The sequence below is a fragment of the Acinetobacter sp. VT 511 genome, assembly GCF_001077515.1.
Taxonomy (GTDB): domain Bacteria; phylum Pseudomonadota; class Gammaproteobacteria; order Pseudomonadales; family Moraxellaceae; genus Acinetobacter; species Acinetobacter schindleri.
In genome coordinates this window covers 154,538-173,417 of the sequence record NZ_LFRE01000047.1, presented here as the reverse complement: position 1 = coordinate 173,417, position 18,880 = coordinate 154,538, and the positions used below count along the sequence as shown (strand labels likewise).

Annotated in this window: 21 protein-coding genes; 19 read left to right on the top strand and 2 right to left on the bottom strand. The window is 43.2% G+C overall.

The features are described 5' to 3' along the window. Positions 1-945, top strand: a complete 945-nt coding sequence (gene miaA, locus ACS72_RS04200; RefSeq protein WP_048881318.1) for a tRNA (adenosine(37)-N6)-dimethylallyltransferase MiaA — start codon at positions 1-3, stop codon at positions 943-945. Positions 946-1,037: 92 nt separating this feature from the next. Beyond that, positions 1,038-1,559 (top strand): RNA chaperone Hfq, encoded by a 522-nt coding sequence (gene hfq / locus ACS72_RS04195; protein ID WP_004815549.1) that lies wholly within the window; start codon positions 1,038-1,040, stop codon positions 1,557-1,559. A 115-nt stretch (positions 1,560-1,674) separates the two neighbouring features. Here hfq and ACS72_RS04190 read toward each other — a convergent pair whose 3' ends face one another. Beyond that, a complete protein-coding gene (locus ACS72_RS04190; RefSeq protein WP_048881317.1) occupies positions 1,675-2,979 on the bottom strand; it encodes a peptidylprolyl isomerase in 1,305 nt (434 codons plus the stop codon). Continuing rightward, complete coding sequence (locus ACS72_RS04185) at positions 2,979-5,438, bottom strand: LPS-assembly protein LptD (protein ID WP_048881316.1); 2,460 nt, start codon at positions 5,436-5,438, stop codon at positions 2,979-2,981. The genes ACS72_RS04190 and ACS72_RS04185 overlap by 1 nt, the downstream gene beginning before the upstream one ends. A 121-nt stretch (positions 5,439-5,559) precedes the next feature. Here ACS72_RS04185 and ACS72_RS04180 point away from each other — a divergent pair, with 121 nt between their 5' ends. The 17 genes from ACS72_RS04180 to gspJ all read left to right on the top strand — a co-directional run bounded on the left by ACS72_RS04180 (position 5,560) and on the right by gspJ (position 18,874). Next, a complete protein-coding gene (locus tag ACS72_RS04180) occupies positions 5,560-6,573 on the top strand; it encodes an aminoglycoside phosphotransferase family protein (protein WP_048881315.1) in 1,014 nt (337 codons plus the stop codon). After that, positions 6,574-7,263 (top strand): N-acetylmuramate alpha-1-phosphate uridylyltransferase MurU, encoded by a 690-nt coding sequence (gene murU / locus ACS72_RS04175; RefSeq protein WP_048881314.1) that lies wholly within the window; start codon positions 6,574-6,576, stop codon positions 7,261-7,263. It begins immediately after the preceding gene. Between the two features lie 85 nt (positions 7,264-7,348). Then, positions 7,349-7,981 (top strand): 16S rRNA (guanine(527)-N(7))-methyltransferase RsmG, encoded by a 633-nt coding sequence (rsmG, locus tag ACS72_RS04170; RefSeq protein WP_048881313.1) that lies wholly within the window; start codon positions 7,349-7,351, stop codon positions 7,979-7,981. A gap of 25 nt (positions 7,982-8,006) precedes the next feature. Further along, a complete protein-coding gene (locus tag ACS72_RS04165) occupies positions 8,007-8,789 on the top strand; it encodes a ParA family protein (protein WP_004815561.1) in 783 nt (260 codons plus the stop codon). Beyond that, entirely contained in the window at positions 8,786-9,673 is an 888-nt protein-coding gene (locus ACS72_RS04160) for a ParB/RepB/Spo0J family partition protein (RefSeq protein WP_004815563.1), read from the top strand. The genes ACS72_RS04165 and ACS72_RS04160 overlap by 4 nt, the downstream gene beginning before the upstream one ends. 29 nt (positions 9,674-9,702) lie before the next feature. After that, entirely contained in the window at positions 9,703-10,341 is a 639-nt protein-coding gene (locus tag ACS72_RS04155) for a MotA/TolQ/ExbB proton channel family protein (RefSeq protein WP_048881312.1), read from the top strand. 8 nt (positions 10,342-10,349) lie between these two features. Continuing rightward, positions 10,350-10,772, top strand: coding sequence for a biopolymer transporter ExbD (locus tag ACS72_RS04150; protein WP_004815566.1), 423 nt, complete (start codon positions 10,350-10,352; stop codon positions 10,770-10,772). After that, positions 10,772-12,499 (top strand): lipid A export permease/ATP-binding protein MsbA, encoded by a 1,728-nt coding sequence (gene msbA, locus ACS72_RS04145; protein ID WP_004815568.1) that lies wholly within the window; start codon positions 10,772-10,774, stop codon positions 12,497-12,499. Before ACS72_RS04150 ends, msbA begins: the two co-directional genes overlap by 1 nt. A gap of 2 nt (positions 12,500-12,501) precedes the next feature. After that, the gene (lpxK, locus tag ACS72_RS04140; protein ID WP_048881311.1) at positions 12,502-13,506 is read left to right on the top strand and encodes a tetraacyldisaccharide 4'-kinase; all 1,005 of its coding nucleotides are present in this window, start codon (positions 12,502-12,504) and stop codon (positions 13,504-13,506) included. A gap of 12 nt (positions 13,507-13,518) precedes the next feature. After that, positions 13,519-14,280 carry a 3-deoxy-manno-octulosonate cytidylyltransferase gene (gene kdsB / locus ACS72_RS04135; protein WP_048881310.1) on the top strand — a complete coding sequence of 254 codons (762 nt, stop codon included), beginning with the start codon at positions 13,519-13,521 and terminating at the stop codon, positions 14,278-14,280. Positions 14,281-14,294: 14 nt separating this feature from the next. Then, a complete protein-coding gene (locus tag ACS72_RS04130) occupies positions 14,295-15,278 on the top strand; it encodes a hypothetical protein (RefSeq protein WP_004815574.1) in 984 nt (327 codons plus the stop codon). Between the two features lie 17 nt (positions 15,279-15,295). After that, on the top strand, positions 15,296-15,637 hold the full coding sequence (locus ACS72_RS04125; RefSeq protein WP_004892789.1) for a PilZ domain-containing protein: 342 nt from the start codon (positions 15,296-15,298) through the stop codon (positions 15,635-15,637). A 26-nt stretch (positions 15,638-15,663) separates the two neighbouring features. Beyond that, on the top strand, positions 15,664-16,437 hold the full coding sequence (locus ACS72_RS04120; protein ID WP_048881309.1) for a TatD family hydrolase: 774 nt from the start codon (positions 15,664-15,666) through the stop codon (positions 16,435-16,437). Between the two features lie 40 nt (positions 16,438-16,477). Beyond that, positions 16,478-17,092, top strand: coding sequence for a TetR/AcrR family transcriptional regulator (locus ACS72_RS04115; protein ID WP_004892793.1), 615 nt, complete (start codon positions 16,478-16,480; stop codon positions 17,090-17,092). Between the two features lie 9 nt (positions 17,093-17,101). Further along, positions 17,102-17,659 (top strand): type II secretion system protein, encoded by a 558-nt coding sequence (locus ACS72_RS04110; RefSeq protein WP_004815582.1) that lies wholly within the window; start codon positions 17,102-17,104, stop codon positions 17,657-17,659. Next, a complete protein-coding gene (gene gspI / locus ACS72_RS04105) occupies positions 17,649-18,242 on the top strand; it encodes a type II secretion system minor pseudopilin GspI (protein WP_171249839.1) in 594 nt (197 codons plus the stop codon). Before ACS72_RS04110 ends, gspI begins: the two co-directional genes overlap by 11 nt. Next, positions 18,239-18,874 carry a type II secretion system minor pseudopilin GspJ gene (gene gspJ / locus ACS72_RS04100; RefSeq protein ID WP_048881308.1) on the top strand — a complete coding sequence of 212 codons (636 nt, stop codon included), beginning with the start codon at positions 18,239-18,241 and terminating at the stop codon, positions 18,872-18,874. The genes gspI and gspJ overlap by 4 nt, the downstream gene beginning before the upstream one ends. Positions 18,875-18,880: the final 6 nt, after the last annotated feature.

The following is an 18,880-nucleotide window of genomic DNA, read 5'->3' as shown; positions in this document are numbered from 1 at the left end:
ATGTCAAATCAATTGCCGGTCATCAACTTAATGGGACCAACTGCAAGTGGTAAAACCGCTTTGGCATGTGAACTCTATGAGCAAGGAAATTTTGAGCTGATTTCCGTCGATTCTGCACTGGTTTACCGGGAAATGGACATTGGTACAGCAAAGCCAACCAAAGCAGAATTAGAGCAATATCCGCATCATCTGATTGATATTATTAGTCCTTTAGAAGCCTATTCAGCAGCCAATTTTGTCGAAGATGCCTGTCGCCTGATTGATGATATGCATGCACGTGGCAAAACCCCAATTTTGGTTGGTGGAACAATGCTTTATTTCAAAGCATTGTTAGAGGGATTATCTGATAATCTACCCAGTGCAGATTATAAGGTACGTGCGGAAATTGAAGCAAAAGCCGAACGGGAAGGGTGGGAAGCAGTCTATGCGGAATTATGTACTGTAGACCCAGTCGCAGGGCAAAAATTTAAAGTAAGTGACAAACAGCGTATTATTCGTGCCTTAGAGGTTTATAAGCTAACTGGCCAAGCTATAACAAAACTACAAGCAGAACAACCAAAAAATCAACCATATCGTTACAGTTTTCATAATTACGCGCTAATCCCAGACCGAGTAGAATTACACAAGCGTATTGAAAAACGATTAGAAATTATGTGGGAAATCGGTTTTTTAAATGAAGTGGAAAGCTTGATGAAAAAATACGATTTTGATGAAAATCTTCCATCCATGCGTTCCGTTGGTTACCGTCAGGCGATCGAATTTATAAAAAACAGTGATCGAAGTGTTGAAAAACAGCGAGAAATGGAAGACAAAGCATTGTTTGCAACACGACAACTTGCTAAACGTCAATACACATGGTTAAGATCTTTGCAAGATAAGCATAAATTTACTACATATTTTACCGCACAGCAGGCTCAAGAAGACTTGCGAAACTGTTACGGATAAAGCAAAATTTACAGACTATCTTTTTTATAATTTTTAATTGAAAAATAAAGATAGTTTTTTGCGCTGATTTTAAAATTTTTTGGAGTTATAACATGTCTAAAGGTCAAACTTTACAAGATCCGTTCTTGAATTCCCTACGTAAAGAACGTATTCCTGTTTCTATCTTCCTGGTTAACGGTATCAAACTACAAGGTCATATCGAATCATTTGACCAATACGTTGTATTATTAAAAAATACTGTAAGCCAAATGGTTTACAAACACGCGATTTCTACCGTAGTTCCTGCACGTAACCCACGTCCTGCTGGTGCTCCTGCTGGTCCTCAAGGTGCTGGCTTTGGCGGTCAAGGTGGCTTTGGTGGCGGCCAACCTGGTGGCTTCGGTGGTCAAGGTGGCTTCGGTGGCGGCCAACCTGGCGGCTTCGGCGGTCAAGGTGGCTTCGGTGGCGGTCAACCTGGTGGCTTCGGTGGTCAAGGTGGCTTCGGTGGCGGTCAACCTGGCGGCTTTGGTGGTCAAGGCGGCTTCGGTGGTCAAGGTGGCTTTGGTGGTCAAGGTGCTGGCTTTACTGATGATGCAAAATTCGAAGATTCTCAAGATGACGAAAACAACCGTTAATCTGATTTAAGAATTCAAAAAACCTCTCGGAAATGAGAGGTTTTTTTATGGTAATAGTCTTATATAGATAATAAAAAAACCGGCCAAAAGCCGGTTTTTTTAAAGATGCTGAATATTAATTCTTTTTACGGTCCAGTTGTGGATCTTTGATCTCAACAAAGGCATTACTGCGTGTCTCACGTAACCAGCTATCCAGTTCTGTATCAAACTGACGTTCGCCTAAAAGCTGGCGTGCCATACGTTCCTGATATTCTGAAGTCATATCCTGTTGGCGCGTATCTGTCACCTGTAGAATATGCCAGCCAAACTGAGACTGGAACGGTTCGCTAATTTGGCCCACAGGCGTTTTTTTCATACGTTCTTCAAATTCTGGGACCATCACACCTGGATTCACCCAGCCTAGACTACCACTGTCACGTGCTGAACCAGGATCATTGGAGAAGGTAGCCGCCAGTACGGCAAAGTCTTCACCATTTTTTAGGCGGGTATACAGACTGTCAATCATCTGTTTGGCATTTTCAGGACTCACTACTTCGGAAGGCTGAATCAGAATATGACGCGTCTGATATTGTTGTACGAGTGCACGCTTTTCACCCGTTTTACGATCAATTAGCTTAAGGATGTGAGTACCATCGCGGGCTTCAATCAGTTCAGAAGTTTGACCAGGCTGAAGGCTGGTTACACGTGATGCGAGCTCATCTGGAATATCTGAAATATTACGGAAGCCCATGTCAGCAGCTTCAACTTTGACACCATCTTTGGAGTATTTCTTCTCAATTGCTTTCAGGTCGGTAGAGCTTTCTAACTCTTTCTTTACCTCTGCTGCAACTTGAGCTGTATTGTCACCAGAAACACGGACATGTTGTACATGAACCTGATTGCCGAGTAATGCCTGACCTTGCGGGGTTTTCAGGAAGTTTTCTACATCCTGATCGCTGATTTTGATACGGGAAGTCACAATCTGTTGGCGTAAACGGTTAATCGCAAGGTCTTCTGCAATACGGTTACGTAGAGCAGCATAAGTATTTGGTGCAATTGAATCCAGCTTTTGCTGGAAAGCTTCCAGGCTGGAAGAACCAGAGTCGCGTGCAACTTTTAATACTGCATCATTAAGCGCTTTTTCATCAGGACGAACATTATAACGCTTTACCTGTTCAAGTTGAGCCTGACGCAAAATCAGTTGTTCTAAAGCTTGTTGTTGCAGGATTTGTTGTGACGGTGCAGGCTTCTTTTGCTTTTCGAGTTGATGAGAAATCTCTGCAATGCTTTGATCCAGGTCACTGCGAAGAATCACGCTATTGTCGACAACAGCTACAACTTCATCCTTGGTCTGTGCAACAGCAAAAGTAGGTATTGCTGCAGAAAGGCATAGCGCAAGTGTGGTTGCTTTAAAAAAATGTTTTAACTGTTTTGTCTTCATTAACGTTCTGTCCAAGTCTGATTGATATTATTAAAGCCCAGAATACGGTTTTCCAGTAGTGATGCCAATTTATTGTTGAATCCACCCAGGCCTCTCAGGCTGAGTTCTGCCATGATCATGCGTTTTGGTTTAACACCAGCTTCATTGATGTCATCCAGATCATTGTAATATGAGCGGCCATAGACGGAAACACCCCAACAGCATGACTCATAGTTCACGCCAAGTAAATATTCACGTGCAACGTTGTTTTCCAGATCGTATTGAGCATGACCAATCAGACGCCAGTTATTGAAAACAGGCTGAATGAATGAACCAACCACTTGATCATAGCTTTTTTGACGGTCAGTAATTTCATTGCGATAGAAATAGCCTACATTGTAGAGATTACCTTGTTCACCAGTGTAATAGGCTTGCACATCGCGCTGTGCATTCTGACCATTCGACATCCATGCTGAGTTAAAGTTGACATGGAAATTATTGGAAAGCTGGCTGGATAGTTGAATTACAGGACCAGTATGCGTTTCACGGTCATATTCATCAATATCCCGTTCTAAAGTCACGCGACGGTCTTCGAAGAAGAAACTTTGGCCTATACTGGCACGCAGGCGTTCTAAACCAACATCATTGAACAGGCTGTAGCTTAAGCCTACGGATGCAAAGTTATTGTCTTCTAAACGGTCATGACCATAGAAACGACGTGGGCTGAATAGCTGATCATAGCTGATCGAAGCATTCACTGAGTCAAAATTTGGCTGACCTTCTTGATTCTCGTAAGGTGCGTAAGCATAAAACAGACGAGGTGTTAGTGTCTGTAAATAGCGTCCTTCTTTTTCAAAAATCAAACCAGCATCGAGAGTGAATTCTGGCACTACAATAGATTTATCTTCACTTGAAGAATTAGTTTGGTTCTGGTCTAAAAGATCAATCGTGTCCTTGTCATAGAAGGTATTAATGTTGCGCAAGGACAATTGAGGAAGCAGGAATAAGCCAGGCGTTCGATGATTATAGCGAACTGCCAGATCGTTATAGATACGTGTACCACTCGGTTCGTAACTGCCTGTAGCTGGATTTATATTATTAACATCTTTTTTGAAATAGGCAGTATCGTGATTGGCTTCGAATTGCCAGCCGAGTGGGTTGCCCGTTTTATAGTTAACCAGGAATTGTGGCAAACGCGCATAAGGACGGTCTTCATCTGCAACTTCTGGGTCTAGGGTCTGGAAATCTTCTACTTTTAACTGTGCTTTTAAGCCAGGAATACCATTTTTATAGTTAATTTCCCAAGCACGACGTAAATTCAGATCAGTTTTAGAATTTGGGTTGTTATTTAGATCTGAGAAGAAATCTTTATCTGAAGCATAGTTATATTCAAGATTAGTTGAGAACTGCTCGTTAATCTGCCAGTCATGACGGAAATGCAGGTCTTTACGGTCTTGATCGTCATAGCTACGATCTGAAGGTAAAATGCCCCCCCAGATTTGACCATAGCCAAAGTTCTCGGTTAAGTAACGGAACTGACCATCCAGCATTGCACCACGGTCAGCGATATAACGTGGTGTAATGGTAGCATCATAATTTGGTGCCAGATTTAGATATACTGGAACGCCTAGTTCTAAGCCACCATCATTGGTAAAACCAAAACTAGGGGTCAGAATTCCGGTGGTGCGACGATCATCAATCGGGAAGTTAAAATAAGGTACTGCAAGAACAGGCACATCTTTAACGTATATTTTGGTATTACGAGTTTCACCACGACCTGTTTCCTGATTCAGCTTGATGCGATCCGCCTGAATTTTCCAGGTTGGCTTCTGTTCAGGTGGGCAAGTGGTATAGGTTGCATTTTCCAGCTCAACTGTTTCAGTGGAAGTTCTGGCGATTTTTTCTGCACGCCCATGCGCATGTTGTTCTTCTGCAATATAAAAGCTGTTATTTAAGTCGCCTTGTTGGGTTTTTAGGTTGTAATTAATATCATCACTTTGTGAGAGCAGACCTGCTTGTGCCAGCTGTACTCGACCTTGAGCTTTGGCGTAGGTCTGGGTCTGGTCAATAGTCACTTGATCTGCACGAATCTGACGACCTTGCTGATCAATGATGACATTGCCTTCTAAGTAGGAATCGCCATTCGGATTATAGTGGCCATAGTCAGCAGTAACAGTAGAGGTTGCTTGATTTGGAGCAACTGCTTCAACTTCAGGTGAAACCGGAGTAATCCAGGTGCCTTGACAATAGGCAGAACTTAAATACTGTCCCTGTCGTTGTTGTGCTTCAGGCGTGGCTTTGTCAACATAATATTGAGAGAAAAATGCTTCACCAGGATAGGTTTCCTGTAAGCTTTGTTTAAGCTGCTGATTGTTGCTGTTGGATGAGTCATTTTCTGCAGCATAGCTTGAAATTGAGCTACCACATAACAAAGTTAAGATCGCAGTCGCTAAAGGATTATATTTAAACTGATGCTTCATTTGTCTCATTAACCAATCATGCTTTTATCGCAATTAATTATTGTCGCATCATAGAGAAAAAGTTGATAAGTAGCTACACTTAGTACTTTAAAAACTCAGCCTGTACTAGAATTTATTGCAAATGAATACTCAACGCGAACAATTGATACAATCTTGGATTGCTTCTGTACTCGGTTCAGATCAATTTGAAACTCATTTTTTAGCAGGCGATGCCAGTTTTCGTCGTTATGCACGAATCAAACTGAATAATAAAACATTTATGCTAATGGATGCACCACCAGAAAAAGAAGATTGTGTGCCTTTTGTGACGATAGATGAATTTTTTGATGCGAATGGTGTTCGCGTGCCGCACATTGTGGCGAAGGATCTGGAAAATGGTCTATTACTGCTCGAAGATTTCGGCAATGTGATGCTGTCTGATCTGCTTGATGACGCCACTGTCGATGCTTATTATGAACAGAGTTTTAAACAGTTAGTTCAGTTGCAGTCTATTCAAGGTATAGGGCATTTCCCTGAGTATTCTTATGAAAAACTGATCTCGGAAATGGAATTGTTAACTGACTGGATGTTACCGGCTTTAAAAATCATTCCGACCGCAGCAGAAAGTGCGCTGATTAAGCGCACCTTTGCCATTCTGGCGAATGCAGCATTAGCTCAACCTCAAGTGATTGTGCACCGTGATTTCCATAGCCGTAACCTGATGCAGATTGCAGGTGAAACAGATCTGGGCGTGATCGATTTTCAGGATGCCGTGATTGGTGCGGATACCTATGATCTAATCTCGATTACCCGCGATGCCTATGTGCAGTGGAATGCTGACCGTGTCTATCGCTGGTTTGAAACTTTCTATAACTTATTGCCGGCTTCTGCCAAAGAGGGTCGTGATTTTGGTCAGTTCAAGAAAGATGCCGACATGATGGCCATTCAACGTCATATCAAGATTTTAGGTATTTTTGTGCGCCTGTTTGAGCGTGATGGTAAATCGGGGTATTTGAAAGATTTGCCGCGTGTGATGTGGTATCTGCTGGAAGAAAGTAAACCTTATGCAGAATTGCAGCCATTTATGCAATTTATCAATGAGCGCGTATTGCCAGCCTTTGAAGAAAAATATGGTTCATATGAGGTGGCTGCATAAATGAAAGCGATGATTCTGGCTGCAGGCCTAGGTAATCGCATGCGCCCTTTAACCCTGCATACACCAAAGCCACTCTTGGAAGTGGGTGACAAGCCTCTGATCGTCTGGCATATCGAAAAGCTGGCGGCGATCGGTGTGAATGAAATTGTCATCAATACCGCATGGCTCGGTGAAAAGCTTGTGGAAGCTTTGGGTGATGGTTCGCAGTTTGGTGTCAAGATTTTATGGTCACATGAAGGTGAGGGGCTGGAAACTGCTGGTGGTATTATCAACGCTTTGCCTTTATTAGGGGGGCAGCCTTTTATTCTGGTGAATGGTGATGTCTGGACCACCATGGATTTTGCGCCATTATTGACAGTGGAGCTGGGTGAAAACTTGGCACATCTGGTATTGGTACAAAACCCACCTCAGCACCCACAAGGTGATTTTAGCCTGGCTGAAGGTAAAGCCTATACCTTTGATCAGAATGTTCAGGGTGAAAGTCTGACCTTTAGTGGTGTATCTGTGATTGCTCCGAAAATGTTTGCAGGTCTGGAAGCAGGTAAGCGTCCACTGGCGCCATTACTCAAAGAGGCGATGCTGGCAAATCAGGTTGCTGCATCAAAGCTGATGGGTAATTGGGTTGATGTAGGGACGCCAGAGCGTTTAGCTGCACTGGATGCTGAAATTCGTGAAGGGAAATATGCTTAAGTGAATATTCACTAAGCACTCCCTACTGTGCCAATATAGAGAAAGCGGTATACTTTCTTCTAATTTTTTCGAGCGTTAATTGTTTATGCATACGTTTTTTCAGGAATTAAAGCAGGGTAGCCAGGCTTTAGGTTTAGCATTGGGTGATGAAACTTTAAATTTATTACTCAAGTACCAGGACGCTTTGGTGCTGTGGAATAAGGCATACAATCTGACTGCCATTCGTGACCCGAAAGAAATGCTGGTCAAGCATCTGCTAGATAGCTTAAGCATTTTAAAGGATCTGCCATCAGGCCGTCTGCTCGATATTGGTACCGGCGGCGGGATGCCAGGCATGATCATTGCATTATGTCAGCCGGAACGTAACTGCGTACTATTAGATTCAAATGGCAAGAAAATCCGTTTCCTGAAGCAGTTTATTGCTGACCTGAAGCTAAAAAATGTGATTGCGGTGCAAACACGCGTTGAAAATGAAGACAGTATTAATGAGCTCGGTCAGTTTGATGTGATTACCAGTCGTGCCTTTGCATCATTGACCGATTTTGTAGACGCATCGAAACCTTATATGCATGAGCAAAGTATTATTGCTTCCATGAAAGGTCTGATTCCACAAGATGAAGTTAGTGCTTTAAAAGATGAATTCAGTTGTGAGATTATTGAACTAAAAGTTCCGCGCTTAGACGAACAACGTCATTTACTTTTATTAAAACGTATTTAAGATTTTCAAAGGAATTGGGGTCAACATGGCACAAATTATTGCGATTGCAAACCAGAAGGGTGGCGTTGGCAAAACCACAACCGCAGTAAATTTGGCGGCATCTCTCGCAGTATTAAAAAAACGTGTGCTGCTTGTGGATATGGATTCACAAGGTAATGCTACGATGGGCTCGGGCATTCAGAAAAATGACTTACTTTATTCAGTAACAGATGTGTTGCTTGGTGAAGTGCCGATTGAAACGGCAATTACCAAGGCGGAAGTTGGATATAAAGTATTAGGCGCCAACCGTGATTTGGCTGGTGTAGAGCTGGCAATTGCCGAACAGGAAGGCCGTGAATTTATTCTGCGTGATGCCCTACAGGAAATTGAAAAATCATTTGATTATATTATTGTAGATTGTGCACCAAGTTTAAGCTTGATTACCGTAAATGCTCTGGCTGCCGTCGATGGCGTGATTATTCCAATGCAATGTGAGTATTATGCATTAGAAGGATTGGCTGATTTGACTCAGACCATTGACCGGATTCAGCAGGCTTTAAATCCTGATCTACAAATCGTGGGTGTATTACGTACCATGTATGATGCGCGTAATGCACTGACACGTGATGTCTCTGAAGAATTACAACAATATTTTGGCAAGAAACTTTACGACACCGTGATTCCACGTAATATCCGTCTGGCTGAAGCACCAGCACATGGCTTGCCAGTGATTTATTTTGAAAAAAGTTCCAAGGGTGCAGTTGCTTACCTCAATCTGGCGGCTGAAATGTTAAAGAAAAGCAAAGTGAAAAAAGGAAGTAAAGCATGACCGTGAAGAAACGTGGACTCGCCAAAGGTCGTGGTTTGGATGCATTACTGGGGTCAATTCAAAAAGAAAAATTACAGCTTGAAGCACAAGGTCTGGATCATGGTCAGCTGAAGCAGATTGATGTGAATCTGTTGAAACGTGGCGAATACCAGCCACGTCGCTATATCAATGAACAGGATTTGCAGGAACTGGCTGCTTCAATTGAGAAGCATGGCATCATGCAGCCGATCGTCATCCGTCCGGTAGATGATGAACGCCATCCTTATGAAATTATTGCGGGTGAGCGTCGCTGGCGTGCAGCACAATTGGCAGGCCTCACTGAAGTTCCTGCGATTGTGCGTGATCTGAATGATCAGGTGGCAATTGCGCTGGCTTTGATTGAAAATATCCAGCGTCAGGATCTGAATCCAATTGATCAGGCGATGGCGCTGCAACGTTTCCATGAAGAATTTGGTCTGAGCCATCAGGAGATTGCCGATACTGTAGGCAAGGCGCGTACGACAGTCAGTAATTTACTGCGTTTGCTGACCTTAGCTGAAGAGGTCAAAGACTTTATGCAGCAAGGGCTGCTTGATATGGGGCATGCCCGTGCGATCCTGACTTTGAAAGCCAAAGACCAGCTGAAAGTGGCTGAAATGGTAATTGAGAAGAGCCTGTCCGTACGCCAGACTGAGCAATTAGTGCGTGATTTTAATACTCCAAAACAGGATAAACCAAAGCCAGTCGTAGCGCCAGATATTCAACAACTGACACAACGTCTGTCAGAACGTTTTAGTGCAGAAGTAAAAATTGATTATAACAAGCAGGGCAAAGGCAAACTGGTCATTAGCTATCATTCACTGGAAGAGCTAGACGGTATTCTTTCGATCCTGGATGACGAATAAAACTTGATTCTTGATTGGGGATAAATCAGATGTGGGAATTGGTAAAAGCAGGTGGGTGGCTGATGCTACCCCTCGTATTATGTTCGATTTTCATGGTGGCCATCTCATTAGAGCGATTTATTCGCCTAAAAAAGAGCCTGATATTACCTAAAGCGCTTTTGATGGGTCCCGGACAAAATGCCAATCAGGTGATGCAAAAACTAAATATGGATAAATCCCTGCAAGGGAGTACATTAGGCCGTGTTTTTGCAGCAGGTGCTGCCAGCCAGCAACAGACCGAGCAATATGCACGTGCCCAGATGGAAGTCGTTGCTTCGCAGGAAATTGGTTATCTGGAAAGAAATATTAATTTTTTAGGAACTTTAAGTGCAGTTGCACCTTTGCTGGGTTTGCTCGGTACAGTGATCGGAATTATTGAATCTTTTCTTATGATTGACGTGGGTACTACCAGTGATCCAGTGCTGATGATGCCGGGGATTTCCAAGGCGTTAATTACGACAGCTGCCGGGATGCTGATCGCGATCCCTGCCTTATTTGCACATCGTTATTTCCAGCGTCTGGTACAGGAATATGTGGCCGAGCTGGAGCAGCAGGCGACTTTATTTCATGCTGACCTGTTTTATTCGCATGCTTCAGAAGCGGATGAAAGTCTTCAGAAGGCGAGCTGAGGTGAGTCATGAAATTCAAACGCAATCAGGTTGAAGATGTTCATATCAACCTCACTCCGATGATTGACTGTCTGTTATTTATCTTGGTATTTCTATTGCTTTCTACGACTTTCAGTCAACTCAGCCGTATGAATTTGACCTTGCCAGACGCGCAAGGAGTTCCACCGAAAAACTTTGATCAAAAGGTTGAAGTCACTGTGGATGCAAATGGGCACTATGCAGTGAATGGGCAGTCATTGGCGAGCAAAGAAGTGGCTGATTTAAATACCGCAATTAAACAGATTTCTAACGAACGACGTGATTTAATGTTCGTGATTGCTGCTGATGCAAAAGCAGCACATCAGGATGTGATTCGCGTTATGGATGTTGCAGGGCAACTTGGCTTTGTGAACATCAACATCAGTACGAAAGTACCTACCCGAGGTTATTAGTGAAGCAAGATTTAAAAGTCTATTTACGTCTTCTCAGTTATTTAAAACAATTTTGGGGATTGGCCTTATTGGTTATCCTGGGTTTCGCCATCAATGCTGCAACAGAAGTCTCCGTTGCCAAGTTGCTGGAATATATTATTGAAGCGATTCAGACTCGTGATCAGGGTTTTACAACGATCTTCCCGTTTCTGGTGGTCTTGCTGATCTTTTTTCGCGGTGTAGGTTTGTTTTTGGGTGGCTATTTTACTGCAGTCATTTCCCGAAATCTGGTCTTTAATATTCGTCAGGAAGTCTTTGCCAAGCTGATGCGTCTGCCTTCGCAATATTTTCTGGATAATACCAGTGGTCACATTACTGCTAAAATTATGTATAACGTTGAGCAGTTGACTGCTGCCTCAAGTGATTCACTTAAGGTGATTGTGCAGCAAGGTCTGATCACAATCGCGCTGATTGGTTATCTGCTTTATACAAACTGGCGTTTAACGTTAATTATTCTGATTTTTGCACCGATCATTGGTCTGCTTATTCGCAAAGCTGCACAGCGTATGCGTAAGCTGTCCAAGCAAGTGCAGAACACCATGGGTGATGTGAACCATGTGGTACAGGAGTCTGTAAATGCCAATATGGTGGTAAAAGCTTTTGGCGGTCAAACGTACGAGCAGGAACGTTTTAGAAAGCACTCTCTAGAAAACTTGCGTCGTGGCTTGAAAATGGTTGTAGTGAAAGAGCTCAATAGCCCGATCGTACAGCTTATTATGTCTATTGCGTTGAGTATTGTCATGTTTCTGGCTTTGCGCCCGGAAATCTTGCGTGATACGACTGCTGGTGAATTTGTTGCTTATATTACCGTGGCAGGCATGTTGTCCAAACCGATCAAGGCACTCACTGAAGTCAATGAAAAAATTCAGCGTGGTATGGCGGCAGCTTATTCAGTGTTTGAATTACTGGATATGCCGGAAGAAAAAAATGCAGGTACTTTTAAAGATACTTTAAAAGGCAATATCCAGCTGAAAAATGTGAACTTGACTTACTCTGATGGGTATCAGGCATTAACCGATCTGAATCTTGATGTAAAAGCCGGACAAACAGTGGCATTAGTAGGTCGCTCAGGTGCAGGTAAAACTTCACTGGTAAACCTTTTAATGCGTTATCAGGAAGCAAGCTCCGGTCAAATCCTGTTTGATGGCAAAGACATTAAAGATTTTGAGCTGAATGCTCTGCGTACCCAGATCTCGATGGTAAACCAGCAGGTGGTGCTATTTAACCGTACCGTGCGTGAAAACATTGCTTATGGTCAGTTGGAAGATGCTGCAGAAGAAGATATTATTGCCGCAGCTAAAGCTGCTTATGCCCATGACTTTATTATGGCTTTGCCAAATGGTTATGATACTGAGCTGGGCGCACAAGGTCTGAATCTGTCTGGCGGTCAGCGCCAGCGTATTGCGATTGCGCGTGCTATTCTGAAAAATGCACCAATTTTAATTCTGGATGAAGCAACCAGCGCGCTGGATAATGAATCTGAATACTTCATTCAGCGTGCTTTTGATGCGGCAATGCAGGATCGTACCACTATCGTTATTGCTCACCGCTTATCTACGATTGAAAATGCCGACAGTATTGTCGTCATGGATCAAGGTCGCATTCTGGAGCAGGGGACCCACCAGGAATTGATCAACCGCAAGGGTGCTTATTACCAGTTGCATCAACGCAACTTCGAGGAACAATAAGTATGTCACTGGCACAGGTCATTCAGGATGCCTGGAATACACAGGCTAAATGGCTGATTGTATTTCGACCATTGTCCTGGCTGTACCAGATCGGATTTAGCTTAAATAAAGCCTTATATGATAAAGGTTTTAAAGCAAGTTATACCGCACCTGTACCTGTGATGGTTATTGGTAATATTACTGTGGGTGGGAGTGGGAAAACTCCATTACTGATCCATTTGGTTGAATATCTAGAAAAACAAAATGTCCGGGTTGGCGTGATCAGCCGGGGTTATGGAGGTAAAGGTCCATTTCCTTGCTATGTCGATACGCAGGCGACCGCAGAAAGTGTGGGGGATGAACCCGCACTGATTGTCCAGTCGACGGGTGTACCGATGGCTGTTGGTCCTAATCGTCAGCAGAGTATAGAGCTGCTATTGTCCAAACATAATCTGGATTTGATTATTTGTGATGATGGTTTACAGCACTGGGCTTTGAATCGTCAGATTGAGTGGATTGTGCTGGATAATAATCGTGGTCTGGGTAATCAGAAACTTCTGCCTGAAGGTTATTTACGTGAGCCGGTTGAACGTCTAAAAACTGGTACTGTAATTGAGCATGCGGCTCATCCGCAATCTGACTTGCATATGCATTTGGCTCCCTCACAGCCGTATTTACTCAATCGGGCAGGGTCGCAGACTTTTGATCCGAACTTACCTTTTTATGCCGTCGTCGGGATTGGTTTTCCACAGCGTTTCTATCAGACCTTGGAAAGCCTGGGTATTCAGCAATTCCAGTGCCATGAATTTCCAGATCATCATGACTATGAAATTGAAGATCTGCAGTTTGAAGATAATTATCCGATCATTACCACTGAGAAAGATGCAGTAAAGATTATGACTTTACTCAAACAGAATCTGGAATTTAATCGTGATATCTGGGTGGTGCCTGTTGAGGCAATATTATCGCCAGCCTGTTATGCGATCTTGCAGCAACAACTTGGTGAATACGGTATTTCTATTTCTTAAGGTTTATTCATTATGAAACACATTGTCATTCCTGCACGCTTTGCCAGCTCACGTCTGCCGGGTAAACCTTTATTAGAGATTCATGGTCGTCCAATGATTCTGCGTGTGGTCGATCAGGCGCGTAAAGTAAAAGGTTTTGATGATCTATGTGTAGCGACAGATGATGAACGTATTGCAGCCGTATGTCGTGCTGAAGGTGTGGATGTTGTCATTACTTCACCTGATCATCCATCGGGAACCGACCGCCTAAGTGAAGTAGCAAAAATTAAAGGTTGGGCAAGTGATGATATTATCGTTAATGTCCAAGGTGATGAGCCGTTATTACCTGCGCAACTGGTTCAGCAGGTGGCTCAGCTACTGGTCGATCAGCCAGAATCGTCTATGTCGACACTTTGTGAGTCGATTCATCAGCTTGAAGAATTTCAGCGTGACAGTATCGTGAAAGTGGTGATGTCAAAGCACAATCAGGCGCTGTATTTTAGCCGTGCAACGATTCCTTATGATCGTGATGGAGCAAAACAAGCTGAGCAGAAACTGCATGACCAGGCCTATCGTCATTTGGGGCTGTATGCTTATCGGGTGAAGTTGCTTCAGGAATATGTAACCTGGGAAATGGGCGTTCTGGAAAAGCTGGAATCTTTAGAACAGTTGCGTGTGCTGGAAAATGGTCACCGTATTGCCATCTCTGTTGCTGAAGTGAGTTTGCCCCCTGGTGTAGATACCCAGCAGGATCTGGATCGTCTGAACCAGCTTGATCCATCTGTATTCGCCTAATTTGAGAATTTAGCATGCCGCTTGATGCCACCGCACAAATTTATCCTTGGCAACAACAAGTCTGGGATACGCTTACTGGGCGTTTTCCCCAGCTTGGGCATGGACTACTGTTTTATGGCAAAAAGGGTTGTGGTAAGGAAGCTTTTACCCAGCAATTTCTAGCATGGGTATTATGTCAAAATCGTCATATGCGCAATTTGCCATGTGGTGAATGTGGCAGTTGTCAGTGGCTTAAAGCAGATACTCATCCCAATTATGTTTATATCAGTACCGATGAAGAAAACAAAAAACAGAATGCCAAAATCAAGATTGAAAAGATCCGGGATTTATTGCCATTTGTGCAGCAAACTGTTGATGGTTGGCGTGTTATTGTCATAGAGCCTGCTGAAGCACTGAATATTGCCTCTTCCAATGCTTTGCTGAAAACCCTGGAAGAGCCAGGTGAAAATATTGTTATTATTCTGCTGGCTGATCATTACTTAAAATTACCCGCGACAATTCGCAGCCGTTTACAGCATTTTGCTTTGGATCGCATTACATCAGATCAGGCCACAAATTATTTAAATGAATATTTACCAGATGCAGGATCTTCCCAACAGCAATTATTAATGAATCTGGCCAATCAGATGCCGTTACAGGCGATTGAAGTGGCTCAGAGTGCCTGGATGCCGATGCGTCAGGATTTTTTGCAAGACTGGAAAAAACTGGTCATAGAAAAAAATATGCCGATCGCAATTGCGACGCGATGGAACAAAAGCCTGAACTTTAGTGATTTCGGGCAGATGTTTGAATACTTGTTGTCGGATTTGATTTGTGTCAAGCTAAATCAAGCCGTTAAAAACATCGATTTGGAATTTGATGTATTGGCTGAACAATATTCATTAGAACAGCTTTTTGATATTTATGGGGAATTTCAGCAGTCCAAACAGTATCTGGAGCAGAATGTACAAAGCAATCTGGTTCTGGATCAGCTCTGTATTCGACTGATGAATCTTTAACGAACAAGGAGAAGAATATGCAATCACGTATGGGGGGTATTATTCAAGCGAATATTCCTGATATTGAAACTCTATTTGCCAGCTATATGCCATTTGTTGCAGGCGGCGGTCTTTTTATTCCTTCCAATCAGACAGTAAAGCTCGGGGATGAAGTTTTCGTCCTGACTACTTTACCTGAACAATCACAAAAAATTCCTTTAACCGGTAAAGTCATCTGGGTATCACAAAAACAAAATGGCATTAAACCACAAGGTTTTGGCATCCAGTTAAGCGGTGATAAAGGCGTTTTCTTTAAAAATGAGGCCGAACGACTGATTACGGGGCTTAAATCTGCAGGGCGTAGAAGCTACACTATGTAATTCTCCCTGCTGAAAAGGACTACACCGTGTTTGTAGATACGCATTGTCATTTAACTTTACTCGACTTAACACCTTACAGCGGTGATCTGGATCTGGCATTGGCACAGGCACGTGAAGCAGGTGTTTCCAAGTTTATGAGTATTTCGGTAGATCTTGATGATCATATCGAACTGGCCAAGATTGCGGCACGACATACTGATGTAGGCTACACCGTGGGTGTGCATCCTTGTGAAGATGCTGCAACCATGGCGCGCGCAACTACGGATTATCTGGTTGAGCTGGCACAGCCAGGAAAAGTTTGGGCTTTAGGTGAAACAGGTCTAGATTATTTCCATAGCACTGATTTTATCCAAGAACAGAAAGAATGTTTTGCACGCCACATCCATGCTTCACAAGTCGTGAAAAAACCGGTGGTGGTCCACACCCGTTCAGCCAAGCATGACACAGTAGATATCATTCGCGCTGAAAAATCTACACATGGCATCTTGCACTGTTTTACCGAAGACTGGGAAACAGCCAAAGCAGTTCTTGACTGTGGTTATTATGTTTCTTTCTCAGGCATTGTTTCTTTCAAAAATGCGCAGGATTTACGTGATGTGGCGAAACAGGTTCCACTGGATCGCGTGTTGATAGAGACAGATAGTCCTTATCTGGCACCCGTGCCTTATCGGGGTAAATCAAATGAACCGAAATACGTTCCATTTGTAGCCAAAGCCTTATGTGATGTATATGATAAGAGCTTGGAAGAAATGGCTGCAATCACAATGCAGAATTTTGAAAATCTTCTAAGTTTTAAGTAATACGAATTAAATAAGAGCAGAAGAGAGTTATAGGGTGAAGATGGATCGTCAGGCTCAGTTTCGAGCAAGAGAAACCTTGATTTTTCAAGTGGCAGAACAGCTGCTACTTGAAAATGGTGAAGCCGGTATGACGCTAGATGCGTTGGCTGCAGAACTGGATTTGGCTAAAGGCACACTCTATAAACATTTCCAAAGCAAGGATGAGCTGTACATGCTGCTCATCATCCGTAATGAACGTATGCTGCTGGAAATGATCCAGGATGCTGAAAAGGCTTTTCCAGAACATTTGGCTTTCTTCATGTTGCATCATTTGCATCATCCGGAGCGTACGGTACTGTTTCATCAGATTGAGGAACGCTTATCGACGACTGGGGTAGGTATTCAGCAATTATTTACTGAGCTTTACCAAATCCGAAAACAGCGTTTACGTCTGATTATTCGTATGACAGAAAGCTATCTCGAATCAATTCAAAGCAGTATGCCAGTACGTGATTATCTTGCTTCAATTTGGTCACTGACTCATGGTGCAGCTGCAATCCTGAACTCCAGTTTCTATCAGCGTTACCTTGGTTCTCGTGATACTTTACGTGTGGCCTATATCGACCAGGCTTTGGCTTTACCCAAGAAAATTAATTCGGTTGAGCAATTTGCTTAAAGGCATTTCATGAAAATCCAGTCTCTATCATCAAATCGTGGTTTTACACTCATTGAATTGATGGTGGTGATTGTTATTATGGGAATTCTGGCATCTCTGGTGATGCTGAATATAGGTGGGGTAGATCAACGTAAAGCGATGCAGGCACGTGAAGTGTTTATGCTGGATTTACAACGTATTTTACGTGAAGCGAATGATCAGGCGCGTGTACTCGCCTTGCAGACCCAGCCGGCAACGGATGTCAGCCCATTTCAGTACACTGTGGTGGAATATCAAAAAAATCCCACCAATACCGATTTTAGCTTAAGTAGCACATCACAGAAATGGATTCACTATACTGAATTTAAGACCCAAGCTTTGCCAGATAAAGTATCTTTGCAGATTCAACCCTTGGATCAGCGTTATGAAAATGCACAAAACCGGGATTTGACCATGCAGGATGCGCCAAAATTGATTTGGCTCGGCAATGGGGAAGTGAAGCCGGTACGGATTCAGTTTTATCTTGATAATAATGAAGTCGGTTCTGCGATTGAAATCGACCACCTGGGTAAAAGCAATGAAATTTAAATATTTCAAGCAGAGTGCTGGAGCTGATGCAATCAAGTCATTTAAGGCGAGTGCTGATCGATTTCATTATGTGTACCTCGAGCATAGCTCTTTATCTTACACAGCGGTGAAGCAGCATTACACTCATCGCAGCTCCTCAAGCACAGCTTTTGAACTTTCTTGCGCGACAATGCCGCTCAGGTCGAGTGTTACTCGACTTAATCGTGCCTCAGGTTTTACTTTGCTGGAAGTCATGGTCGCACTGGCAATCTTTGCTACCGCAGCCATGGCACTGACTAAAGTAGCAATGCAATATACCCAGTCGACTTCCCATGCCATCTTACGCACCAAAGCTCAGTTTGTTGCTTTAAATGAAGCAGCACAAATGGAAATCAATCAGGAATGGCTAACAGGAACTTCATCCCGGCAAATTACCCAGCAGGGTGAGTCCTGGCAGATTGATAAGAAATCTGAACCAACCATTAGCCCAAATGTACAGCGCGTTGATATTCAGGTCGGTATTGTCAATGCCGATACCGGACAATTGGAATCTGGTGTCAGCAGTCTGGTGTTTTTTAATCATCGGGTGAATCAGACACAATGAAAAAAAATGGATTTACCCTGGTCGAGCTTCTGGTTGCGATTGCGATCTTTGCCGTATTGTCTGCATTGGGATGGCAGGTCTTTGATCATATCCGGGTCACGCGCGATCAAAATACCCTTCATGAACAAAAGTTAAATCAATTACAGCAAGGCTATCAGCAGATTCTGCGTGATATGGTGCAAACAGTACCCTTAACCGCAAATGTAAATGGTGATATTCAGCCAGCTTTAGTATTGCAAGATGGTCGTTTTAATTTTAGTAAGACTGGTGTTACGGATCCACTGGAACAAGGCATCGCGCCGGATGAGCGGGTGGAATATCAATACCGGGCGGATGAGCAAAAAGTCTATCGGCTTAAATTCAGGAACCTGAACCAGACCGGACGCGATCAACCTGAATCGAGCATATTGCTAAGTGATGTAGAACAGTTTCAAATTACTGCACTGAATCCAAATGAAATCACACAATGGCCGGAAAGTGGACTAGATTTAAATCGTACTGAAAACAAGCAGCTTTTACCGAAAGGTATCAAGATCAATCTGACTGTACAGGGTGTGCAATATGAATGGTTGTTCAGTCTGCTGAACACAGATTATCTGTCAAATAATACCAATAATATAGGCAGCTCATAGGATCGA

Excerpts from the sequence above, each read along its gene's own strand:
- ACS72_RS04185 (WP_048881316.1), bottom strand. The coding sequence starts at position 5,438 with ATGAAGCATCAGTTTAAATATAATCCTTTAGCGACTGCGATCTTAACT.
- ACS72_RS04115 (WP_004892793.1), top strand. The coding sequence starts at position 16,478 with ATGGATCGTCAGGCTCAGTTTCGAGCAAGAGAAACCTTGATTTTTCAA.
- ACS72_RS04125 (WP_004892789.1), top strand. The coding sequence starts at position 15,296 with ATGCAATCACGTATGGGGGGTATTATTCAAGCGAATATTCCTGATATT.
- ACS72_RS04155 (WP_048881312.1), top strand. The coding sequence starts at position 9,703 with ATGTGGGAATTGGTAAAAGCAGGTGGGTGGCTGATGCTACCCCTCGTA.
- ACS72_RS04160 (WP_004815563.1), top strand. The coding sequence starts at position 8,786 with ATGACCGTGAAGAAACGTGGACTCGCCAAAGGTCGTGGTTTGGATGCA.
- ACS72_RS04150 (WP_004815566.1), top strand. The coding sequence starts at position 10,350 with ATGAAATTCAAACGCAATCAGGTTGAAGATGTTCATATCAACCTCACT.
- ACS72_RS04130 (WP_004815574.1), top strand. The coding sequence starts at position 14,295 with ATGCCGCTTGATGCCACCGCACAAATTTATCCTTGGCAACAACAAGTC.
- rsmG (WP_048881313.1), top strand. The coding sequence starts at position 7,349 with ATGCATACGTTTTTTCAGGAATTAAAGCAGGGTAGCCAGGCTTTAGGT.
- lpxK (WP_048881311.1), top strand. The coding sequence starts at position 12,502 with ATGTCACTGGCACAGGTCATTCAGGATGCCTGGAATACACAGGCTAAA.
- miaA (WP_048881318.1), top strand. The coding sequence starts at position 1 with ATGTCAAATCAATTGCCGGTCATCAACTTAATGGGACCAACTGCAAGT.
- ACS72_RS04190 (WP_048881317.1), bottom strand. The coding sequence starts at position 2,979 with ATGAAGACAAAACAGTTAAAACATTTTTTTAAAGCAACCACACTTGCG.
- ACS72_RS04110 (WP_004815582.1), top strand. The coding sequence starts at position 17,102 with ATGAAAATCCAGTCTCTATCATCAAATCGTGGTTTTACACTCATTGAA.
- gspJ (WP_048881308.1), top strand. The coding sequence starts at position 18,239 with ATGAAAAAAAATGGATTTACCCTGGTCGAGCTTCTGGTTGCGATTGCG.
- gspI (WP_171249839.1), top strand. The coding sequence starts at position 17,649 with ATGAAATTTAAATATTTCAAGCAGAGTGCTGGAGCTGATGCAATCAAG.
- hfq (WP_004815549.1), top strand. The coding sequence starts at position 1,038 with ATGTCTAAAGGTCAAACTTTACAAGATCCGTTCTTGAATTCCCTACGT.
- ACS72_RS04180 (WP_048881315.1), top strand. The coding sequence starts at position 5,560 with ATGAATACTCAACGCGAACAATTGATACAATCTTGGATTGCTTCTGTA.
- kdsB (WP_048881310.1), top strand. The coding sequence starts at position 13,519 with ATGAAACACATTGTCATTCCTGCACGCTTTGCCAGCTCACGTCTGCCG.
- ACS72_RS04165 (WP_004815561.1), top strand. The coding sequence starts at position 8,007 with ATGGCACAAATTATTGCGATTGCAAACCAGAAGGGTGGCGTTGGCAAA.
- murU (WP_048881314.1), top strand. The coding sequence starts at position 6,574 with ATGAAAGCGATGATTCTGGCTGCAGGCCTAGGTAATCGCATGCGCCCT.